This is a genomic window from Sphingomonas sp. (assembly GCF_035944535.1).
Lineage (GTDB): Bacteria > Pseudomonadota > Alphaproteobacteria > Sphingomonadales > Sphingomonadaceae > Sphingomonas_B.
Window position 1 is genome coordinate 167,334 of the sequence record NZ_DASZBC010000006.1, and the last position, 19,360, is coordinate 186,693.

The following is a 19,360-nucleotide window of genomic DNA, read 5'->3' on the forward strand; positions in this document are numbered from 1 at the left end:
GAAGCGGCATGACACGCAAATTCTTCGGGACAGACGGCATCAGGGCGCGGGTAAATACCCCCAGCATGACGGCGGAAATGGCGATGAAGGTCGGCATGGCGGCCGGAGCGCACTTCGTCCGTGGCGACCATATCCACCGGGTCGTGATCGGCAAGGACACGCGGCTTTCGGGCTATATGCTGGAACCGGCGCTCGTCGCAGGCTTCACCAGCGTCGGCATGGACGTGGTGCTGGTCGGGCCGATGCCGACGCCTGCCGTGGCGCTGCTGACCCGTTCGATGCGGGCCGACCTTGGCGTGATGATCTCGGCCAGCCACAATCCCTTTGCCGATAATGGCATCAAGCTGTTCGGCCCGGACGGCTACAAGCTGTCCGATGACGACGAAATGGCGATCGAGGCGCTGATCGAAGCGGCAGCCCGGCTCGCCCCGGCCGACCGCACCGGACGAGCACGGCGTGTCGACGACGCGCAGGGCCGCTATATCCATGCGGTCAAGTCCAGCTTTCCGGAGGGGCTGCGGCTCGAAGGGCTGAAGATCGCGATCGATTGCGCGAACGGCGCCGCTTACAAGGTCGCGCCCGAAGCGCTTTGGGAGTTGGGTGCTGAAATCGTGCCGGTCGGCGTCGGCCCTAATGGCACCAACATCAACGCGGGTTGCGGATCTACGGCACCGCAAACGCTGCAGGAAACGGTGGTCGCGAGCGGTGCCGATATCGGCCTGGCTCTGGACGGCGATGCCGACCGGCTGATCGTGGTCGACGAGACCGGGAGGCTGGTCGATGGCGACCAGCTGATGGGTCTGATCGCGACTAGTTGGGCGCGCCGGGGCCTGTTGAAGGGCGGTGGCCTGGTCGCGACCGTCATGTCCAACCTGGGTCTTGAACGGCGGCTGCAGGCGGACGGCCTGACGCTTCAGCGCACCAAGGTCGGCGACCGCTATGTGCTCGAATGCATGCGCGAGCGCGGGTTCAATGTCGGCGGCGAACAGTCTGGGCACATCATCCTGTCCGATCACGCGACCACGGGCGACGGGCTGATGGCAGGGCTCCAGATCCTCGCCGAGCTGGTCCAGTCGGGACGCCGCGCTAGCGAGCTACTGCACGTCTTCGATCCGGTGCCGCAACTGCTTAAGAATGTCCGCTTCTCCGGCGGCAAGCCGCTGGATGATAATCGGGTCAAGGCAACGATCGCAGATGCGGAGGCGGAACTGAACGGTCGCGGGCGTCTGGTCATCCGGCCGTCCGGCACCGAACCGCTCATCAGGGTAATGGCGGAGGGGGACGACGAGGGGCAGGTTAAGGCAGTGGTTGAGCGAATCTGCGCGGCAGTGGCGGAGGCGGCGTGATGCTTGAAATGCGACCCGATTGCGAGCGCTGCGGCACCGACCTGGCAGCCGACCAGCATGGCGCCTTCATCTGCTCGTTCGAATGCACCTTCTGCGCCGAGTGCACCGAAGCACTGGACGATCGCTGCCCGAACTGCGGCGGCGAGTTGACCGACCGCCCGATCCGCGTCGGCGCGGCGCTGACAAAGCATCCGGCGAGCACTACGCGCAAGTTCAAGGGGTGATCCCGCGCGTCCTGATCATCGCCGGTTCCGACAGCGGCGGCGGCGCCGGCATTCAAGCCGACATCAAGACGGTGACGATGCTCGGCGGCCACGCGATGACCGCGATCACTGCCATCACTGCCCAGAACACGGTGGGTGTTCAGGCGGTGCATCCGGTGCCGGCCGAGATGGTCGTCGCGCAGATCGACAGCGTCCTGGACGACCTCGGCGCGGACGCGATCAAGATCGGCATGATCGGCACGCCCGAGACTGCCGAGGCAGTAGCGGAACGGCTTTCCGGGCTCGACATTCCCATCGTGTTCGACCCGGTGATGGTCGCGACCAGCGGCTCGACCCTGGCCGATGCGGCAACGATCGCCGCGTTCGAAAAGCTGATGCGGATTGCGTCAGTAGTCACGCCCAACCTGCCCGAGCTGGACGCGCTCGGCGGCGAGGAGTCGGTGCTGTCGCATGGCTGTCACTTGCTCGCCAAGGGCGGTCATGCCGAGGGCGCCTATGTCGTAGACCGTGTGCTCGCGCCGAACGGTCAAGAAGTTGCGCGGCTGGTAGGCAAGCGCTTCGACACCGACGATACGCATGGTACCGGCTGCACATTGGCGAGCGCATTGGCGACCGGGTTGGCCAGCGGAATGCCAATCAAGGACGCCTTCGAGCAAGCCGTGCGCTTCGTGCGTATCGCCATCCTGTCCGCTCCCGGGCTGGGGCAGGGGCATGGCCCAATCGGCCACACGCTCGGCTGGAACCCGTTCGAGGAACTGGAGGGCTGATTGGCCCACTTATCCCCAATTTGGTTCGGCCTGAGCCTGTCGAAGGCCTCCCTTCTTCTTCTTTGGGATCGTAAGGAAAGGGAGGGCTTCGACAAGCTCAGCCCAAACCGAGTGTATATGCCCAGACCATCCCGCAAGCTCGAACTCAATCACCCGGCGCCGCTCGTCGGCGTGGACGAGGCTGGGCGTGGTCCGTTGGCGGGCCCCGTGGTCGCCGCCGCGGTGGTGCTGCCGGAAAAGGGGGTCCCGCGCGGCATCGATGACTCGAAGAAGCTCACCGCCCAAGTCCGCGCCGAACTGTCGAAGAGGCTGCACAAGATCGCGCTGGTCGGCGTCGGCGTCGCCACGGTCGAGGAGATCGACCAAATCAACATCTTTTGGGCGACGATGCTGGCGATGACGCGCGCGGTGGAGGCGCTCGGCATCGCGCCCGGCATGGTGCTGATCGACGGCAACGCGAAACCGCGCTGGGATCACCCATGCACCACGGTCGTGGGTGGCGATGCCTTGTGCCTGTCGATCGCCGCCGCTTCGGTGATCGCCAAGCATCATCGCGACCAGCTGATGATCGCCGCCGATGCCGAGCATCCAGGCTATGGCTGGGCGTCTAACAAGGGCTATGGCTGCCCGACTCATCGCGAAGCGCTCAATCGGCTCGGCCCGACGCCGCTCCACCGCCGCAGCTTCGCGCCCGTCGCCCAAGCTTTGCTCCCTTTGTGAGTCTTTCCCGCCACACCACAATCTGTTGAGTCTCGTTCACGGACCAAGACTCATCATCTTGTGTCCCGCTCAGGCGGACTCCTTCCGTTCCATTTTGTGCCCGAAATGAACTGCTTGACCGCAGACTCCGCTGGACTCACTCTGGCTGTAGATAAGTGAGCAGGGGGCGCAAGGCCGGATGGGGGTTCTGACCAAGGTTGAACGGCGCGCCGCGCCCCAATCGGCCACGCTGCCGCTTGACCGCATCCTGATGGACGATTGCGTCGAGGCGATGCGCGGCCTGCCTGACAAGTCGGTCGACATGATCTTCGCCGACCCGCCCTATAATCTCCAGCTTGGTGGCGACCTGTTCCGGCCCGAGGGCGGTCGAGTCGATGCCGTCGACAATGACTGGGATAAATTCGACACCTTCGCCGCCTATGACGAATTCACCCGCGCCTGGCTGAGCGAGGCGCGCCGCGTGCTCAAGGACAGCGGCACGCTCTGGGTGATCGGCAGCTATCACAACATCTTCCGCGTCGGCGCGGCGGTGCAGGATCTGGGGCTCTGGATCCTGAACGACATCGTCTGGCGCAAGTCGAACCCGATGCCGAACTTCAAGGGCACCCGCTTCACCAACGCGCATGAGACGCTGATCTGGGCGGCGAAGAGCGAGACGGCCCGTTACACTTTCAACTATCGCGCGATGAAGACGCTCAATGACGAGCTGCAGATGCGCTCGGACTGGCTGTTCCCGATCTGCTCGGGTGCCGAGCGGCTGAAGCGCGGCGGCGTCAAGGCGCATCCGACGCAGAAGCCGGAAGCTCTGCTGTACCGTGTGCTGCTCGCCTGTACGAACCCGGGCGACGTGGTGCTCGATCCGTTCTTCGGCACCGGCACGACGGGCGCGGTGGCAAAGCGGCTTGGCCGCCGCTGGATCGGCATCGAGCGCGAGCCTTCCTATTGCGATGTGGCGCGCGAGCGGATCGAGGCAGCGCTGCCGCTGGACGAGTCTGCACTCAAGACGATGCAGTCTCCCGCCGCCGCGCCGAAGGTCGCGTTCGGTGTGCTCGTGGAGACCGGCATGCTGCAGCCGGGCGCGGTGCTTATGGATTCGAAGCGGCGCTACCAGGCGGTCGTTCGCGCCGACGGATCTCTCGACGCGCGGGGCGCGGCGGGTTCGATCCACAAGGTGGGCGCGACGCTGCAAGGCGCGCCCTCGTGCAACGGCTGGACCTTCTGGCACTATGAGGATGCCGGGGCGCTCAAGCCGATCGATGCCCTCCGGCAGCAATATCTGCTGGCGAACGAGCCTTAGCACGAAGCGCAACCCCGTTCGGGCTGAGCTTGTCGAAGCCCTCCCTTTCTTTTCTTGACCGAACAGAAGAAGAAGAAGGCCTTCGACAAGCTCAGGCCGAACGGGTGCTAGGTGAAACGCTTCTATCTCCGCCCGACTGCGTTCGTAGACACGCCGATTGGCTTCGATGGTGGAGTTGCCCGCCTCGCCGGAGGCTTACTCTGGCACTCCTCTTATGAGCTGATCGAGACTGCGGACGGGCGCCGCGTCTCCAAGCAGCTGGTGCCTGTAAGCGACGCCGCCTCGCTTCCGGACGAGGTTCAGCCGACTGTCCAGCGCCTCACGGCTCCCCGTCCCCCGCTCGAGCTCGGTGACCGCACGATCCGCTTCGATCAGCCGCAGGTCGCGGTTATCCTCAATGTCACGCCCGACAGCTTCTCGGACGGGGGTCTACATCAAGATTCCGAAGCCGCAGTCGCCGCAGGCGTCGCCGCTGCCGGAGAGGGCGCCGCCTTCATCGACGTCGGCGGAGAATCGACGCGCCCCGGCGCGGCGCCGGTCTGGGAAGGTGATGAGATCGCCCGCGTCGTGCCCGTCATCGAACGGCTGGCCCGTGCCGGTGTCGCGATCTCGGTCGACACCCGCAACGCAGCGGTGATGGAAGCGGCGCTCGCGGCGGGAGCGGGCATCGTGAACGACGTGTCGGCTTTGCTCTACGACGAAAGAGCACTGGATTTGGTGGTCCGCGCCGGCTGTCCGGTGATCCTGATGCATGCCGGCGACCCGCGCGATCTTCATATGAAGACGCTCGGACCCGGTCCGCTGCTGCAGGTCTTTGACTGGCTGGACGAGCGAGTCACGGCGGTCGAGGCGGCCGGCGTGCCCCGCTCGCGGATCATCGTCGATCCCGGCATCGGCTTCGGCAAGTCAGTCGCGGACAATCTCGCGCTGCTGAACGGCCTTGCGCTGTTCCAGGGGCTCGGCTGCGCAGTGATGCTGGGCGCCAGCCGCAAGCGGATGATCGGCGCCTTGTCGAACGAAGCGCCCGCGGATCAGCGTCTGGGCGGCTCGATCGCGCTTGCGCTGACCGGGGTCATGTCAGGTGCGCAGATCGTCCGGGTTCATGACGTGCGCGAGACGGTGCAGGCGCTTCGGGTCTGGCGCGGATTGCGGGACCAGGCGCTGTCGTCGCACTAGGCTTTTCCTCGCGCTCGAACGAAATCCAGCGGAATGCCATGCCAATGATGGAGGTCAGCACGCCAATCACCGTCAGCAGCCGCATCGTGTCATTGTCGGACCCGTCCCAAGCGACCAGTCCGAGCAGGATCACGCTGCCCATCGAAATCAGATAGCCAGAACGCTGGAACATCGTGACACCTCCGTAAGAGTAACGAAAGTGTCACAGACCCGTTCCGCTAGGCAGCCACGTCGCCAATGCCGAGTTCGCCGAGCTTGCGGTAAAGAGTGGAGCGCCCGATGCCGAGGCGGCGCGCGACTTCGGTCATGCGGCCGCGATAATGGCCGATCGCCAACCGGATCACGTCCGCCTCAATCTCTTCCAGGTTGCGGATATGACCGTCCGCTTCGAACAGCGTGACACCCGATCCTGCGACCGGCGCCAGCAGTCGCGTGACATTGGAATGGCTCTGCAGCGCGATCTGCGGGAAGTCCGCGGACGTCAGCGCCTCGCCCTCGCACAGCACGGCGGCGCGGAACAGCGCCGTCTGCAGCTGGCGGACATTGCCGGGCCAGTCGAACGACATCAGCAGCGACAGTGCCTCGTCGGTAATGCCGAGCTCGCGCAGGCCCGGTTGGGCCGCGATCCGCGCCAGCATGTGCCGCGACAGGGCGGGCACGTCACCAGCGCGATCCCGAAGCGGCGGTACGGGGACATGGACGACGTTCAGCCGGTAATAGAGGTCCTCACGGAAACGGCCATGCGCGACTTCCTCGATCAGCGGCCGGCCCGATGCGCCGATCAGCCGCACATCGATATCGCGGGACACGCGTGCGCCGAGCGGGTGAATCTCGCCGGTTTCCAGCACCCGCACCAGCTTGGCCTGCGTCTCCAGCGGAAGTTCTGCGATGTTCTTCAGCAGAACAGTCCCGCCATCCGCCTGCTGGAGACGTCCGACCTTGCGCTCGAACGCGCCCGTAAAGGCGCCGCGCTCATGGCCGAACAGCTCGGAGTCGACCGAGTTCTCCGGGATGGCGCCGCAGTTGATGACGACCCATGGTTTTTTGGCGCGCGGGGAGGCGGCGTGGATCGCCTCGGCGATCAGTTCCTTGCCGACGCCCGGCTCGCCCTCGATCAGCACCGGCACGCGCGAGCGCGCCGCCTTGGCTGCGATCGCGAGCGCCGAGCGGAATTGCGGCGCCGAGCCGACGATCTCGTCGAAGCCGAGCACCGCCTTAATCTTCTCGGCCAACGGCCGGAGCTCGCCGACATTGATCCGGCTCGACACCGCCGCGTCTAGTGCGCCGAGCAGCCTTTCCGGCGCAATCGGCTTGATCAGATAGTCGGATGCGCCCGCGCGCATCGCCCGAACGGCGAGTTCGATCGAGCCGTTGGCGGTCAGCAGCAGCACGGGGAGAGCAGGGCGGCGGGCATGGAGCGTCTCGATCAGCTCAACCGCCGTATCGCCCTGACCATATTGGTCGATCAGCACGGCATCGAGGAGCAGGCCCTGTTCAGTCTCCAGCACGTCACGGGCCGCTTCGGCATCGTCGGCAAAGATGGTCCGCCAGCCCGCGCGGGCTGCGATCGCGCCGACCAGCCTTTTCTGGGCAGGCTCGTCGTCGACCAGCATCAGCAACTTGGCATTCGCCTTGGCCATATCCCTCACTCGCGCTCCTCGGGGCGAGAGGCTTAGGCCAGGTGGCGTAAAAGTGATGTTAAGCGACACACCTTGTCTCTTGAGACTGCCCCGACTGCTCGATAGATACGGCGCCGGGGCTTTCACGGATGCAGGGTTCAATGGCGCAAAACGGCGATCTCAAGGCACATCAACAGACCTATTCGGGGTTCACCGCACTCTTGAAGTGGGGAACGGCGGCGACAGCCGTCGTTGCGATCATCGTCGTTTTTCTGATCGCCGGCTGAGTTCATCATGAAACTCGCCGTCCTCAAGGAATCAGCGGACGGCGAGCGGCGCGTTTCAGCGACGCCCGAGACCGTCAGGAAGTTCGCCGGCCTCGGTGCCGAAGTCTCGGTGGAAAGCGGCGCGGGCGCGACCGCCTCCGTATCTGACGAGGAGTATCGCGCGGCCGGTGCAGCGGTTGGCAGCCGGGGCGAAGTACTCGCCGGCGCCGACATCATCCTCGGCGTACAAGGACCGGCTCCGGAAAGCCTCGCGGGCGCGAAGCCGGGTGCCTGGCTGGTGGCAGGCCTGAACCCATTCGGCGAGCGGGCGCGAATCGACGCTTATGCGGCAGCGGGCTTCGAGGCGCTGGCGATGGAGTTCATGCCGCGCATCACGCGCGCGCAGTCGATGGACATATTGTCGTCCCAGTCGAACCTCGCCGGATACAAGGCGGTGCTGGACGCGGCGGCCGAATATGGCCGCGCCTTCCCGATGATGATGACGGCGGCGGGCACCGTCTCGGCCGCTAAGGTGTTCGTGATGGGCGTCGGCGTCGCCGGCCTGCAAGCGATCGCAACTGCGCGGCGACTGGGAGCGCAGGTCTCCGCCACCGATGTGCGTTCCGCGACCAAGGAGCAAATCCTCTCCCTGGGCGCCAAGCCGATCTTCGTCGAAAATGTGAAGGGCATCGAAGGCGAGGGCTCGGGCGGCTACGCGACCGAGATGTCCGACGAGTATAAGGCGGCGCAGGCCGAACTCGTTTCTAGCCACATCGCCAAGCAGGACATCGTCATCACGACGGCGCTGATTCCCGGCCGCCCGGCGCCGCGCCTGATCTCCGATGCGCAGGTTGCGACGATGAAGGCGGGCAGCGTCATCGTCGACCTAGCGGTAGAGCAGGGTGGAAATGTCGAGGGCGCGGTCGCCGGCCAAGTCGTCGAGCGTCACGGCGTCAAGATCGTCGGCCACCGCAACGTTCCCAGCCGCCTGGCCGCGGACGCCAGCGCGCTCTTCGCCCGCAACCTGTTCAACTTTCTCAGCGCCTTCTGGGACAAGGAAAAAGGCGGCCCCGTCCTCGACGAGGAAATTGGCGACGCCATCCGCCTGACGAAGGATGGTCAGGTGGTGAATGCAAGGCTGTTAGGGTGAGGACTAGGTGAGTGGCGCGGAGAAGCTGCTTTCCCGAATGCGTTCCAACCCGCGAGACTGGCGGATCGAAGATGTTGCGGCTGTCTGCAAGGCGTTCGGCATTGATTTCACCCCGCCAGGCTGAGGCTCGCATTTAAAGGTGAAGCATGCGAGCATGACAATGATCCTCACCATACCAGCTCGTCGGCCGATAAAGCCGATCTATATTCGTGAGCTGGTCAAGTTTGTGGATCATGTGCGCGAGGCCGGACCATGAGACCGCAGGATTATGAAGTCGACATCATGCCGCTGAGCGAGGCTGACGGCGGCGGGTTTGCGGCAATCGCTCCGGAGTTGCCGGGCTGCCGATCAGACGGGGACACGCCTGAAGAAGCGCTCCGCAACGGCTACGACGCCATCGCTTGTTGGATCGAAGCAGCTCGGGAGATGGGCCGTTCCATTCCAGAGCCGAAGAAACTGGCTGCATAGGATAACGCATGACCTTCATCGCCATTCTCTCGATCTTCGTCCTTGCCTGTTTCGTCGGCTATTATGTCGTCTGGTCGGTGACGCCGGCGCTGCACACGCCCTTGATGGCGGTGACCAACGCGATTTCATCGGTGATCATCGTCGGGGCGCTGATCGCAGCCGCATCGGCGTTCGGCGCCGAGGCGAAGTGGTTGGGACTGGTCGCGGTCGCCCTGGCCAGTGTCAACATCTTCGGCGGCTTCGCCGTCACCGAGCGGATGCTCGCCATGTACAAGAAAAAGGACCGCTGATGCCTTTGCTTCGTCATTGCGAGGAGCGCAGCGACGAAGCAATCCGGGAGACATCCGGCTTTGCTGGATTGCTTCGCTGCGCTCGCACTGACGGCTGGGGGACCAAATAGGGCATGCATGAAGTCGCGGAACTGAATCCCTGGGTGGCACTCGCCTATCTGGTCGCGGGTGTCTGTTTCATCCTGGCCTTGCGAGGGCTGTCCAGCCCCGCTTCGTCGCGGCGGGGCAACCGCTTCGGCATGGCCGGCATGGCGCTTGCCGTCGGCACCACGCTTTGGGAGCATAACGAAGCCGGGCTGATCGAGATCGCCGTGGCCATAGCGATCGGCGGCGCGATCGGCCTGGTCATGGCCCGGCGGATCGCGATGACGGCGATGCCCCAGCTCGTCGCCGCCTTTCACTCGCTGGTCGGCTTGGCGGCGGTGCTGGTCGCAGCGGCGGCCTTCCTCAACCCGCAGGCGTTCGGCATCGCCAACGTCATCACGCCGATTGCTGGACCGAACATCGTCAACATCTTCCCGGTCAGCCGGATTGAAATGGCGCTGGGCGTCGCCATCGGCGCGATCACCTTCTCAGGCTCCGTGATCGCCTTCCTGAAGTTGAACGGCAACATGTCCGGCGCGCCGATCCTGCTCCCGGGCCGTCATGTCATCAATCTCGGCACACTGGCCGCGATCGTCGGCCTGATCGCCTATTTCGTCGGCGACCAGAGCCCGTGGATTTTCTGGACGATCACCGGCCTATCGTTCCTGATCGGCTTCCTGCTGATCATCCCAATCGGCGGAGCGGACATGCCTGTCGTCGTGTCGATGCTGAACAGCTATTCGGGCTGGGCAGCGGCGGCCATGGGCTTCACGCTCGGCAACACGGCGATGATCATCACCGGGGCGCTGGTCGGCAGCTCGGGCGCGATCCTCAGCTACATCATGTGCCGGGCGATGAATCGCAGCTTCATCAGCGTCATCGCAGGAGGCTTCGGCGCGGTCGCCGACACGAGCGGCGGTGCGGCGGCCATCGACCGGCCATGGAAGCGGGGCTCGGCGGAAGACGCTGCCTTCCTGATGGAACAGGCCGAGCTTGTCGTCATCGTTCCCGGCTATGGCATGGCGGTCGCCCAGGCCCAGCATGTGCTCCGGGAAATGGGCGACAAGCTCAAGGAGAAGGGCGTCACCGTCAAATACGCGATCCACCCGGTCGCGGGGCGCATGCCGGGACACATGAACGTGCTGCTCGCCGAAGCGAACGTGCCCTATGACGAGGTGTTCGAGCTAGAGGACATCAACTCCGAGTTTGCTCAAGCCGACGTCGCGTTCGTGATCGGCGCCAATGACGTGACCAATCCAGCCGCAAAAACCGACAAGAGCTCGCCCATCTACGGCATGCCCGTGCTCGACGTGGAGAAGGCCAAGACCGTGCTGTTCATCAAGCGGTCGATGGGCGGCGTGGGCTACGCGGGCGTCGATAATGAGCTCTTCTACCGCGACAACACGATGATGCTCCTCGCCGACGCCAAAAAGATGGTCGAGGAAATCGTCAAGTCGATCCATTGAACAGATAGCGGATCAGACTCACCCGAAACGGCTCATTGCGACCCCCTGCTAAGCGCCTGACGCACAAGGCTCGCGCCATGGAACCGCGGTCTTCGCAGCGAAGCTTCATCCAAAATGGATAATTCTCCGGCTCGGCCGCCCTCGCATCGTCAATGCGGGCTGCCACATAGGGGAGAGCGAGGAGCTTGCTCATTGTGCGTGCAACCCACAGTTGACATCGATGCCAGGAGCGAAGCGCTGGTGCGCCTGCTCCGCACCGTGCTCGACGAAGCGCATCAGCTTCTGAACGGAGCCCCAGTGGGCGAACAGACGGCCGCTCTGGCCGAGACCATCCTGCGGCTGCAGCAGGAGGCGGAGCGGATCGCGCCTGATTTCCGCAGCAAAAATCTCCGTTTTGGAGCGTCGGGAGGCTGACTTTGCCCCATAATGAAGGCATGCAAGTGCCGGGGTAAAAGGGTGAACAAAAGGTGACGGGCGCAGAAATTGAGTGGGGGGACGGACCCTCCGTATTGATCTTTGCCGACTCGGAGGAAACACCGCACGGCCGCACTGGCTGCCGCGAAAAGCGTCGGCGCGCGAGTGATCGGCAGCGAACGCATCGCCGATGCCCATGAGCGGCTCAGCCGCCAGGCGTCGGTAGACTCGGTGCTGATCGAGCTTTCCGAAGACACGCCGCAGCTCGACCGGCTGCTCGAGTGGGCGAATCATGCGGCACGCGACGGGAGCGCGGCGCCGATCATATCGCTTCCGGGCGAGCTGATCGATGTGGTCGCGGCCCGGATCGACGAGCCCAAGGTGCAGCTGCTGTGCGATGCCACAGTCGAGTCCCGAACCGGCGCGCTTGCCTTTGCCGTCGCCGAGCGCAAACATCGATTGCACGACCATGGCGTCGAGGCTGACGACGAACGGCTCCGCCGGCTAAGCGAGGAAGTGGCGCGGATCGCCAGCGCCCTTGCCGAGCTGTCGACGTCGGCGAAGACCGTGCACTTCGTCCCGCCCGCTCGCGGCGAAGGGGAAGGGACGGAGATCGACGCCGAGATGGTCCGCGGGCTGATCCGAATCAGGCGACTGCGGGACCAATTCTTCCCGAAAGATTTCTTCGCGGACCCAGCGTGGGACATGCTGCTGGACCTGCTCGCGGCGCGCCTGGAGCATAGCCGCGTCGCGGTCTCGAGTCTCTGCATCGCCGCGGCCGTGCCGGCGACCACCGCTCTGCGCTGGATTCGGACGCTGACCGAGCACGGCCTGTTCGTTCGCCGTCAGGATCCGGAGGACGGCCGGCGCATCTTTATCGAGCTATCGGACGAGGCGAGCCAGGCCATGATCGCCTACTTCCGAACGGCCCATCAAATGGGGTTCAGGATCGGCTGAGCGGCTTTTCGAGGACCACAAAGGCGAGGTCGCGCCGCTGCGGTAGGCCGAAGCGGGGATCGTCGAGAGGAAAGGGACGCTCCTCGCCGGTGAGGGCATAGCCGCGCCGCTCATAATAGGCGATCAGCTCGGCGCGCTGGCGAATGACCGTCATCTCCATGCGCGTGGCGCCGAACAGGGTGGCGGCGCTCCTCTCCGCCTCGGCAAGGAGACGCCGGCCGAGACCTGCCGCCTGGCGGTCGGGGTCGACCGTCAGAAGCCCGAGATAGGTGGTGCCGCCGCCTTTGTCGGTGATCTGCACACAGCCGACCAATCTCCCGTTCACCTCGGCGAGCAGCAGGCGCTGTGCTGGATCGGCGATAATGTCGGCCAGCGCAGCCGCATCGGTCCGCTGGCCGCCGAGCAGGTCCGCTTCATGGGTCCAGCCACCGCGGGCGCTGTCGCCGCGATAGGTCCGCTGCACGAGGTCGAGCACCTGCTGCACGTCCCGCTCGGCTGCCGTCCGAATGGTCAATCCGCTATCCACCATGCTGTTGCTAGCAAGCGCGCCGCGGGACCGCTACCGCCACGCCATGAACGATCCGGTGGTGACCGCGAAGGGCCTGCGCAAGAGTTTCGGACGCAAGGAAGCCGTCGCCGGACTCGACCTAATGGTGCCGCGCGGCAGCATCTATGGCGTGCTGGGGCCGAACGGTGCCGGCAAGACGACCAGCCTGCGCATCCTGATGGGGATCATCGATCCCGATGCAGGCAAGCGGCGCGTGCTCGGCGCCGAGCGCCCGCGCGAGGTCAGCCAGCGCATCGGCTATCTGCCCGAGGAACGCGGCCTCTATCCAACGATGAAGGCGCGCGAGGCGATCGCCTTCATGGGCGCCTTACGCGGTCTGGAATGGGCGGAAGGCCGCCGCCGGGGGGAGGCAATGCTGGAGGAAGCAGGCCTTGCCGGCGCGGCGCGGGAGCCGATCCGGAACCTGTCCAAAGGCATGGCGCAGCTGGTGCAGCTGCTGGGCTCCATGGTCCACCGGCCCGATCTGCTCGTGCTGGACGAGCCCTTTTCCGGGCTCGACCCGGTCATCAGGAGAAGTTGGAAGGGTTGATCCTCGCCGAGCGTGACCGCGGCGCCACTATTCTCTTTTCAACGCACGTAATGGCGCATGCGCAGCGGCTGTGTGACCGACTTGCGATTATCGCTCGCGGGCAGCGTCGATTCGAGGGCAGCGTAGACGAGGCGCGTGCCCTGCTGCCGATGCGAGCCCAGCTCATCCCGCGACAGGAGGGCGCCGGCGTGTCTCAGCTTCTTCCCCAAGACGCAGCGCGAGTGGGGAAGGCTTATGCGTTCGACGTGCCGCCCGACGGCATCGAACCGGTGCTGGAGCGTCTGATCGCTTCCGGGCACGGCGTCGCCAGCCTGTCGGTCGAGCGGCCGGCGCTACATGATGTCTTCGTGAAGCTAGTGCGGGAGGCCGAGGCTTGACCCGGCTGCTGCGCCAGGCGCTGGTGATCGCGCGGCGGGACTTCACCGCCATCACCCTCACGCCGACCTTTCTGATCTTCCTGCTCGCGCCGCTTTTCATGTTCGCGGTGGCGACGATCGGCAGCCTGGGCGCCGTGCAGGCAATCGAAGGGCAGCGCCAAAGCGTGCTGGTCCTGGCCGCGCCCGACGAACTGGCGCGCCTGAGAGCGGCCGAGCGCGAGTTGCGCAGCGTCGTCGGGGCCGATCCCGGCCCACCGCCAGTCGACTTCCGCTCACCACGCGGCGTCCCTGTCGAAGAGGCGCATGGCGAGCTGCGTCGGGGCGAAGCTTCGGCCGTACTGTTCGGCCCGCCCGGCGACCGCTCCGTGGTGCACATCCCCGCCGCATCACGCGACGCAACTTATTTGCGTCTGCTCGCCTCTGCAGCCACGGGCGAGCAGCCTCAGGTTCGTGCGTCGGCGGCCGCGCCACCAACCGCCGCACGAGATCACCAAGGCACAGCATTCGGGGCAGTGTTCCTGATGTTCCTGCTGTCGCTGGTCCTTGCTAGCCAGGCGATCAGCACATTGGCTGAAGAGCGCAACAACAAGGTCATCGAAATATTGGCTGCCGCCGTGCCGCTGGAAGCAGTCTTCCTTGGCAAATTGCTCGGTTTGCTCGGCGTGGCGCTGGTCTTCTCTGCTTTCTGGAGCACCGTGGGTCTCGCCGCCGCATCGTCGCTCGGCGGTGCCGAGCAACTCGATGCCATCGCCCCCGCTATCGGACTGCCGGCTTTCGCGGCGCTGTTCCTCGGCTATTTCGTGTTGTCCTTCCTGCTGCTCGGCGCCGTGTTCCTGGGCGTGGGCGCGCAGGCCGGGACGATGCGCGAGATCCAGATGCTGTCGCTGCCCGTCACCATCTTCCAGGTCGCGATGTTCGCGCTGGCAAGCGCGGGCGCCAATGCTCCGCACTCCACCATCGGGGTGACGGCCGCCGTCTTTCCGTTCAGCTCGCCCTTCGCGATGGCGGCGCGCGCAGCGATCGGCGTCCCGGCCTGGCAGCACGCACTTGCCTTTGCTTGGCAGCTGCTCTGGCTGGCGCTGACGATCACCGTCGCAGCCCGGCTGTTCCGGCGCGGCGTGCTGAAGTCGGGTGCCGGACGCTAGAGCGGTGCGCGGCGGCCGCGGCGGCTGTCGCGGTCGATCGACATCAATATCCCCAAGCAGATCATGACCGTCATCACCGCCGACCCGCCATAGCTGACAAGCGGGAGGGGGATGCCGACCACCGGCGCCAGGCCCATCACCATCATCAGGTTGATGCCGACATAGAAGAAGATGGTGGTGGCGAGCCCCGCCGCCGTCAGCCGCCCGAACTTGGTCCGCGCCCGATGCGCCACCTGCATCGCCCAGCGGATCAGCAGGAAAAAGCAGAAGATCAGGAACAGCCCGCCGGCCAGGCCCCATTCCTCGGCCATCGTCGCGAAGACGAAGTCGGTATGGCGCTCGGGTAGATAGTCGAGCCGGCTCTGCGTGCCCTGCAGATAGCCCTTGCCCCACAGCCCGCCCGATCCGATCGCGATTTTCGATTGGCTGATATGATAGCCCTTGCCGAGCGGATCGCTTTCCGGATCGAGGAAGATCAGCACGCGATTGCGCTGATATTCGTGCATGAGGCTGAACACGATCGGCCCTGCCGCGGCGAGCGCGAGCCCCGCCCCGACGAACAGGCGCAGCGGGAGGCCTGCTAGGAATACGACCGTCAGCCCGCCGCCGGTGATCATCAGAGCAGTGCCGAGGTCGGGCTGCAGCATCACGAACGCAGCGGGCAGTCCGATCAGGATCGCGGCGGGCCAAAGCGCGGTGAAGGTCCGCAACTGGCTCGCCGGGAGCAGCGCGTAGAAGCGAGCCATGGTCAACACGATCGCCACCTTCATCAGTTCCGAAGGCTGGAGGCGGATGAAGCCGAGGTCGAGCCAGCGCTGGCTGCCGCCCCGGACCGCGCCGAGCATTTCCACCGCGACCAGCAGCAAGAGGATGACCGCGTAGAGCGGGAAGGCCGCCAACTCCCAGTTGCGTTCGCTCACCCTCGACAAAGCCAGCGCCATCAGCAGGAAGGTGCCGAAGCGGATACCGTGGTTGAGCGCCCAGGGCGTCGGCGAACCGCCGGCGGCCGAGTAAAGCACGATCAGCCCGAAGCCGGCGATCGCGCCGGCGAGCAGGATCGGCACCCAGGGAAGCGCCAGCAGCGGCGCTGGAACGATGCCCTGCTTCATTCGGGCGCCTGCGCGGCGGTGGCGTTTACCCCAGTCGCAACTGGCGCCGGGCTAGCGGAAGGGGAGGCAGCGGATGTCGGCACCGGCGGCGCTTGCGGCTGCTTCGCGGCGGAATAGGCCGCGGCTTCCTTCGCCATGCGGGTCGCAATGTCTCCGCCCCAGCCTTTTTCCATGCTTTCCAACGTTTCCATGGCTTTTTTCTGATCAAACATGAAGGTCATCATGTCGCGCGCGACCGGCGCCGCCGCGCCAGACCCGGACATGCCATGCTCGACCACCACCGCGCCGGCATAGCGCGGCTTGTCGGCGGGGGCGAAGAAGACAAACAGGCCGTGGTCGCGATATTTCCAGGGCACGCCCAGACCGCCGCGCTGACCGCCGGCGATCCGGCGCACCTGCGCCGTGCCTGTCTTGCCGGCCATCTGGATGCCTTCGAGCGGCAGGCGGCTGCGCCCGGCCGTGCCGTCGCCATTCACCACCTGAGTCATGCCCACGCGCACCGCTTCGAGGAACTCGGGGGGCACCGGCAGCGAGCGCGCGCCGGGCTTCGCCTTGGCCGCGATGAGCTCCGGCTCTAGTATCCGCCCCGATGCAATGCGCGCGGCGGCGACGGCGAGCTGGAGCGGCGTCACCAGCACATAGCCTTGTCCGATTGCGGCATTCAGCGTGTCGGACTCGGTCCATTGCTGCTTGTATTTGCGCTGCTTCCACTCGGCGTCGGGCACGGTGCCGTAATTCTGGGAGGGCGTCGGAAGGTCGTATTTCTTACCCAAGCCGGCGATACGCGACGCTTCGGCGATACGGCCGATGCCGATGCGCCGGCCCATGGCGTAGAAATAGGTGTTGCAGCTCTTCGCGATCGCCCGCGTCATGTTGACCGTGCCGTGGCGGCCCAGACAGCGGAAGAAGCGGTTGCCGAGGCGGTAGCCGCCGGGACAGTGGACGGTCTCTTCGGGGCCGATGCCGGCAGCCAGGATCGCCAGCGCGTGGATCGGCTTGAAGGTGGAGCCCGGCGGATACATCGCCTGCAGCGCCTTATTGTAGAGCGGCCGCCGCTCGTCCTCCGACAGCATCCGCCATTCGTCGCGTCCGATCCCGTCCGAAAAGCTGTTGGGATCGTAGGACGGCATCGATGCCATGCAGAGAATGCCGCCGGTTTCGCAGTCGATGACGATAGCGGAGCCGGAGTTGGGGCCAAGCCGCCGCGCCGCATAGAGCTGGAGCGGCTCATCGATGGTTAGCTTGAGCGTATTGCCCGGCACATCGCCGCGGGTAGTCAGTTCGCGAACCAATTTGCCGCGCGCAGTGACCTCGATCCGCTTGGCGCCCGGCTGTCCGCGCAGCCGGGGTTCGAGCACTTTTTCAACGCCTTCCTTGCCGATCTTGAAACCAGGCGTGATCAGCAGCGGGTCCTTCTGCTCCTCATATTGCTTGGCGGATGCAGCGCCCACATAGCCGATCAGATGCCCGACTGCGGCGCCATCGGGGTAGAAGCGCGAATAGCCGCGCGTCGGTGACACGCCCGGCAGTTCATTGAGACGGACGCTGACCGCGGCGAATTTCTCCCAGTCCAAATCCTCGGCGACCTGCACGGGCTTGAAGCCGGCGGACTCCTCCAGATCATCCCGGATGCGCTGCACTTCATCATCGCTGAGCTGGAGCAGCGTTCTGAGCACGCCCAGCACATGCTCCTTGTCCTCGACGCGGTCCGGGATGAGATCGACGCGAAAATCGGTGCGGTTGATCGCGATGGGCTTGCCGTTGCGGTCGACGATCCAGCCCCGGCGGGGCGGAATCAGCGTCAGGTTGACGCGATTGCTCTCGGAGAGGAGCGAATAGCGCTCATTCTCCATGACGGAAATCCAGGCCATGCGTCCGGCGAGCAACGCGCCGACGGCCCCTTGCGCCGCGCCAAGGAACAGGGCGCGCCGGGTAAAGGTGAACTGCTGCGAAGCTTCGGTGACGACCTTCTTGGGACGTTTCACTTCAGCCGCCAGACGTCGAGCCGCGCGCAGAGCCGGGCGACGGCGGGGAAGATCAGGATTGCGGCGAGGATCTGCAGCGCGATGCCAGAGATCGGCGCCGCGCCGCCCGCCATCATCGCGAACAGAGAGCCGGCCAGCATGCAGCCCGTGATGGCAAGGGCGGCGACGAACCAGTCCTGCACATAGTCACGCCACAACAGGGTCCGCTCCGAGGCTTCAATCGCCATGAAGGCGACCGTCCAGCTCAGCATCGCGCTGCCGACCGGCTGGCCGCTCGCCAGATCGTCGAACAGTCCCAGCGGTAGCGGCGCCCAGATCGCCCAAAAGCCAGGCCGCAGCAGCCGCCAGCCGAGGAGCACCAGCAAGCCGAACGGCGGCACGATCGGCGCCTGAGCGATCACCGGCAGCAGAAGCGGCATGACCGAACCGAGCATCGTCGAGACGATCGGCACCGCCCGCGCCTTGACGCTCAGCACCGGCGGGGCCGTGCGGAAGGGAAGGGTGCGGCTCATTGCGCCGGCGGAGGCGGCAGTGCGCGCCGCTGCGCCTCAACCTCAGGCTGATAGATGGGCAGCACCAGTGCGAAGTCCGCCTTGGCCGGATCGGCGACCGGGAGGGCGAGGAAGCCCTCCCGTGTCGTGCGGGTGATGATCGCGACCGGCACATTGGGCGGGTAGACGCCGCCAATGCCCGAAGTGACGAACACGTCACCACGCTTAAAGCTGGTATTCTCGGCACCCAGCGCCCGGATGTCGATAAAGCCGTCGCCGGTGCCCGTTGCAATGGCCGGGAAGCCGTCGGGTACGCGGCGCACCGGCACGACCGTGCCGCCGTCCGTGACCAGCCCAACGCGGGCGCTGACCGCGCCGGCATTGGCGACCCGGCCGATCAGCCCGCCGGGTCCGCGCACCGGCATGCCGCCGCGTACGCCCTGCACATAGCCGGCATTGAGGATCGCATAGCGGCGGATGCTGGCGCCGGTTGAAGCGACCAGCCGTCCCGAGGCAACCGGGCGCGGCTCGGCGTCCCCGATGCGCAACAGCTTTTTCAGACGCGCATTCTCAAAGGCGAGCGCCTTGGCTTCGATCAGCCTGGTGCGATTGGCCGCTGCCTCACGCTCCAATCGCCTAACCTTGCCCGCGGCATCAATGTAGGAGCCGATGCCGCTGCCTGCGTCGCTGACTCCGCCGACCACTGCCCGGCCGGCCGAACTTATCGGCAGCGTCGCATCCGTGATCGCGCCCTTGAACGCGCCAAACCCTTCCGGATCGACTGTGGACAGGATCAGCAGCAGCAGCGCCACCACGGCGCCCGACACCGCTGTCACATAGCCGAAAAACAGGCCATATTGCGCGCGGCGCGAATAGCCGGGGCGGCGATTGGAAGGGCGCGCCACGGGCCAG

General features: G+C 65.7%; 20 protein-coding genes and 1 pseudogene. 15 read left to right on the forward strand and 6 right to left on the reverse strand.

All coding sequences use genetic code 11. The features are described from left to right. The first annotated feature begins 8 nt into the window (after positions 1-8). The 6 genes from glmM (at position 9) to folP (ending at position 5,530) form a co-directional block, all read left to right on the forward strand. Positions 9-1,346 carry a phosphoglucosamine mutase gene (glmM, locus tag VGT77_RS05710; protein WP_327460455.1) on the forward strand — a complete coding sequence of 446 codons (1,338 nt, stop codon included), beginning with the start codon at positions 9-11 and terminating at the stop codon, positions 1,344-1,346. Beyond that, positions 1,346-1,570, forward strand: coding sequence for a DUF1272 domain-containing protein (locus VGT77_RS05715; protein WP_327460457.1), 225 nt, complete (start codon positions 1,346-1,348; stop codon positions 1,568-1,570). Before glmM ends, VGT77_RS05715 begins: the two co-directional genes overlap by 1 nt. Further along, positions 1,567-2,337 carry a bifunctional hydroxymethylpyrimidine kinase/phosphomethylpyrimidine kinase gene (gene thiD / locus VGT77_RS05720; RefSeq protein WP_327460458.1) on the forward strand — a complete coding sequence of 257 codons (771 nt, stop codon included), beginning with the start codon at positions 1,567-1,569 and terminating at the stop codon, positions 2,335-2,337. The genes VGT77_RS05715 and thiD overlap by 4 nt, the downstream gene beginning before the upstream one ends. Positions 2,338-2,454: 117 nt before the next feature. Next, positions 2,455-3,057 (forward strand): ribonuclease HII, encoded by a 603-nt coding sequence (locus VGT77_RS05725; RefSeq protein WP_327460460.1) that lies wholly within the window; start codon positions 2,455-2,457, stop codon positions 3,055-3,057. A 178-nt stretch (positions 3,058-3,235) separates the two neighbouring features. Further along, positions 3,236-4,354 carry a site-specific DNA-methyltransferase gene (locus VGT77_RS05730; RefSeq protein WP_327460462.1) on the forward strand — a complete coding sequence of 373 codons (1,119 nt, stop codon included), beginning with the start codon at positions 3,236-3,238 and terminating at the stop codon, positions 4,352-4,354. Positions 4,355-4,465: 111 nt separating this feature from the next. Continuing rightward, a complete protein-coding gene (gene folP / locus VGT77_RS05735) occupies positions 4,466-5,530 on the forward strand; it encodes a dihydropteroate synthase (protein ID WP_327460464.1) in 1,065 nt (354 codons plus the stop codon). 218 nt (positions 5,531-5,748) lie between these two features. Here the strand turns inward: folP and VGT77_RS05740 are convergent, their stop codons facing one another. After that, positions 5,749-7,170 carry a sigma-54 dependent transcriptional regulator gene (locus VGT77_RS05740; RefSeq protein ID WP_327460466.1) on the reverse strand — a complete coding sequence of 474 codons (1,422 nt, stop codon included), beginning with the start codon at positions 7,168-7,170 and terminating at the stop codon, positions 5,749-5,751. Positions 7,171-7,298: 128 nt separating this feature from the next. Between VGT77_RS05740 and VGT77_RS05745 the strand changes: the two genes are divergently transcribed. From VGT77_RS05745 to VGT77_RS05775, 7 genes are all read left to right on the forward strand, one after another. After that, a complete protein-coding gene (locus VGT77_RS05745) occupies positions 7,299-7,436 on the forward strand; it encodes an aa3-type cytochrome c oxidase subunit IV (RefSeq protein ID WP_414713358.1) in 138 nt (45 codons plus the stop codon). A gap of 7 nt (positions 7,437-7,443) precedes the next feature. Next, positions 7,444-8,565, forward strand: coding sequence for an NAD(P) transhydrogenase subunit alpha (locus tag VGT77_RS05750; RefSeq protein WP_327460470.1), 1,122 nt, complete (start codon positions 7,444-7,446; stop codon positions 8,563-8,565). 252 nt (positions 8,566-8,817) lie between these two features. After that, positions 8,818-9,033, forward strand: a complete 216-nt coding sequence (locus VGT77_RS05755) for a type II toxin-antitoxin system HicB family antitoxin (RefSeq protein WP_327460472.1) — start codon at positions 8,818-8,820, stop codon at positions 9,031-9,033. A gap of 8 nt (positions 9,034-9,041) precedes the next feature. After that, entirely contained in the window at positions 9,042-9,323 is a 282-nt protein-coding gene (locus tag VGT77_RS05760; RefSeq protein ID WP_327460473.1) for an NAD(P) transhydrogenase subunit alpha, read from the forward strand. Positions 9,324-9,436: 113 nt separating this feature from the next. Further along, positions 9,437-10,873 carry an NAD(P)(+) transhydrogenase (Re/Si-specific) subunit beta gene (locus VGT77_RS05765; protein ID WP_327460475.1) on the forward strand — a complete coding sequence of 479 codons (1,437 nt, stop codon included), beginning with the start codon at positions 9,437-9,439 and terminating at the stop codon, positions 10,871-10,873. Between the two features lie 198 nt (positions 10,874-11,071). Beyond that, positions 11,072-11,287, forward strand: coding sequence for a hypothetical protein (locus tag VGT77_RS05770; protein WP_327460477.1), 216 nt, complete (start codon positions 11,072-11,074; stop codon positions 11,285-11,287). A gap of 165 nt (positions 11,288-11,452) precedes the next feature. After that, positions 11,453-12,244: a winged helix DNA-binding protein gene (locus VGT77_RS05775; protein WP_327460479.1), complete on the forward strand. Its 792-nt coding sequence runs from the start codon at positions 11,453-11,455 to the stop codon at positions 12,242-12,244. Here the strand turns inward: VGT77_RS05775 and VGT77_RS05780 are convergent. Continuing rightward, complete coding sequence (locus VGT77_RS05780) at positions 12,231-12,758, reverse strand: GNAT family N-acetyltransferase (protein ID WP_327460481.1); 528 nt, start codon at positions 12,756-12,758, stop codon at positions 12,231-12,233. The two genes, VGT77_RS05775 and VGT77_RS05780, sit on opposite strands and share 14 nt — an antisense overlap. 58 nt (positions 12,759-12,816) lie before the next feature. Between VGT77_RS05780 and VGT77_RS05785 the strand changes: the two are divergent. Next, positions 12,817-13,718: pseudogene (locus tag VGT77_RS05785) on the forward strand (ABC transporter ATP-binding protein). Continuing rightward, complete coding sequence (locus tag VGT77_RS05790) at positions 13,715-14,863, forward strand: ABC transporter permease (RefSeq protein ID WP_327460483.1); 1,149 nt, start codon at positions 13,715-13,717, stop codon at positions 14,861-14,863. Before VGT77_RS05785 ends, VGT77_RS05790 begins: the two are co-directional and overlap by 4 nt. Here the strand turns inward: VGT77_RS05790 and rodA are convergent. From rodA to mreC, 4 genes are read right to left on the reverse strand one after another with little or no spacing between them, the layout of a single operon-like run. After that, positions 14,860-15,972 (reverse strand): rod shape-determining protein RodA, encoded by a 1,113-nt coding sequence (gene rodA, locus VGT77_RS05795; RefSeq protein ID WP_327460485.1) that lies wholly within the window; start codon positions 15,970-15,972, stop codon positions 14,860-14,862. The two genes, VGT77_RS05790 and rodA, sit on opposite strands and share 4 nt — an antisense overlap. Further along, positions 15,969-17,957, reverse strand: a complete 1,989-nt coding sequence (mrdA, locus tag VGT77_RS05800) for a penicillin-binding protein 2 (protein ID WP_327460487.1) — start codon at positions 17,955-17,957, stop codon at positions 15,969-15,971. The genes rodA and mrdA overlap by 4 nt, the downstream gene beginning before the upstream one ends. Beyond that, on the reverse strand, positions 17,954-18,469 hold the full coding sequence (locus VGT77_RS05805; RefSeq protein ID WP_327460489.1) for a rod shape-determining protein MreD: 516 nt from the start codon (positions 18,467-18,469) through the stop codon (positions 17,954-17,956). The genes mrdA and VGT77_RS05805 overlap by 4 nt, the downstream gene beginning before the upstream one ends. Then, positions 18,466-19,353: a rod shape-determining protein MreC gene (gene mreC, locus VGT77_RS05810; protein WP_327460491.1), complete on the reverse strand. Its 888-nt coding sequence runs from the start codon at positions 19,351-19,353 to the stop codon at positions 18,466-18,468. The genes VGT77_RS05805 and mreC overlap by 4 nt, the downstream gene beginning before the upstream one ends. Positions 19,354-19,360: the final 7 nt, after the last annotated feature.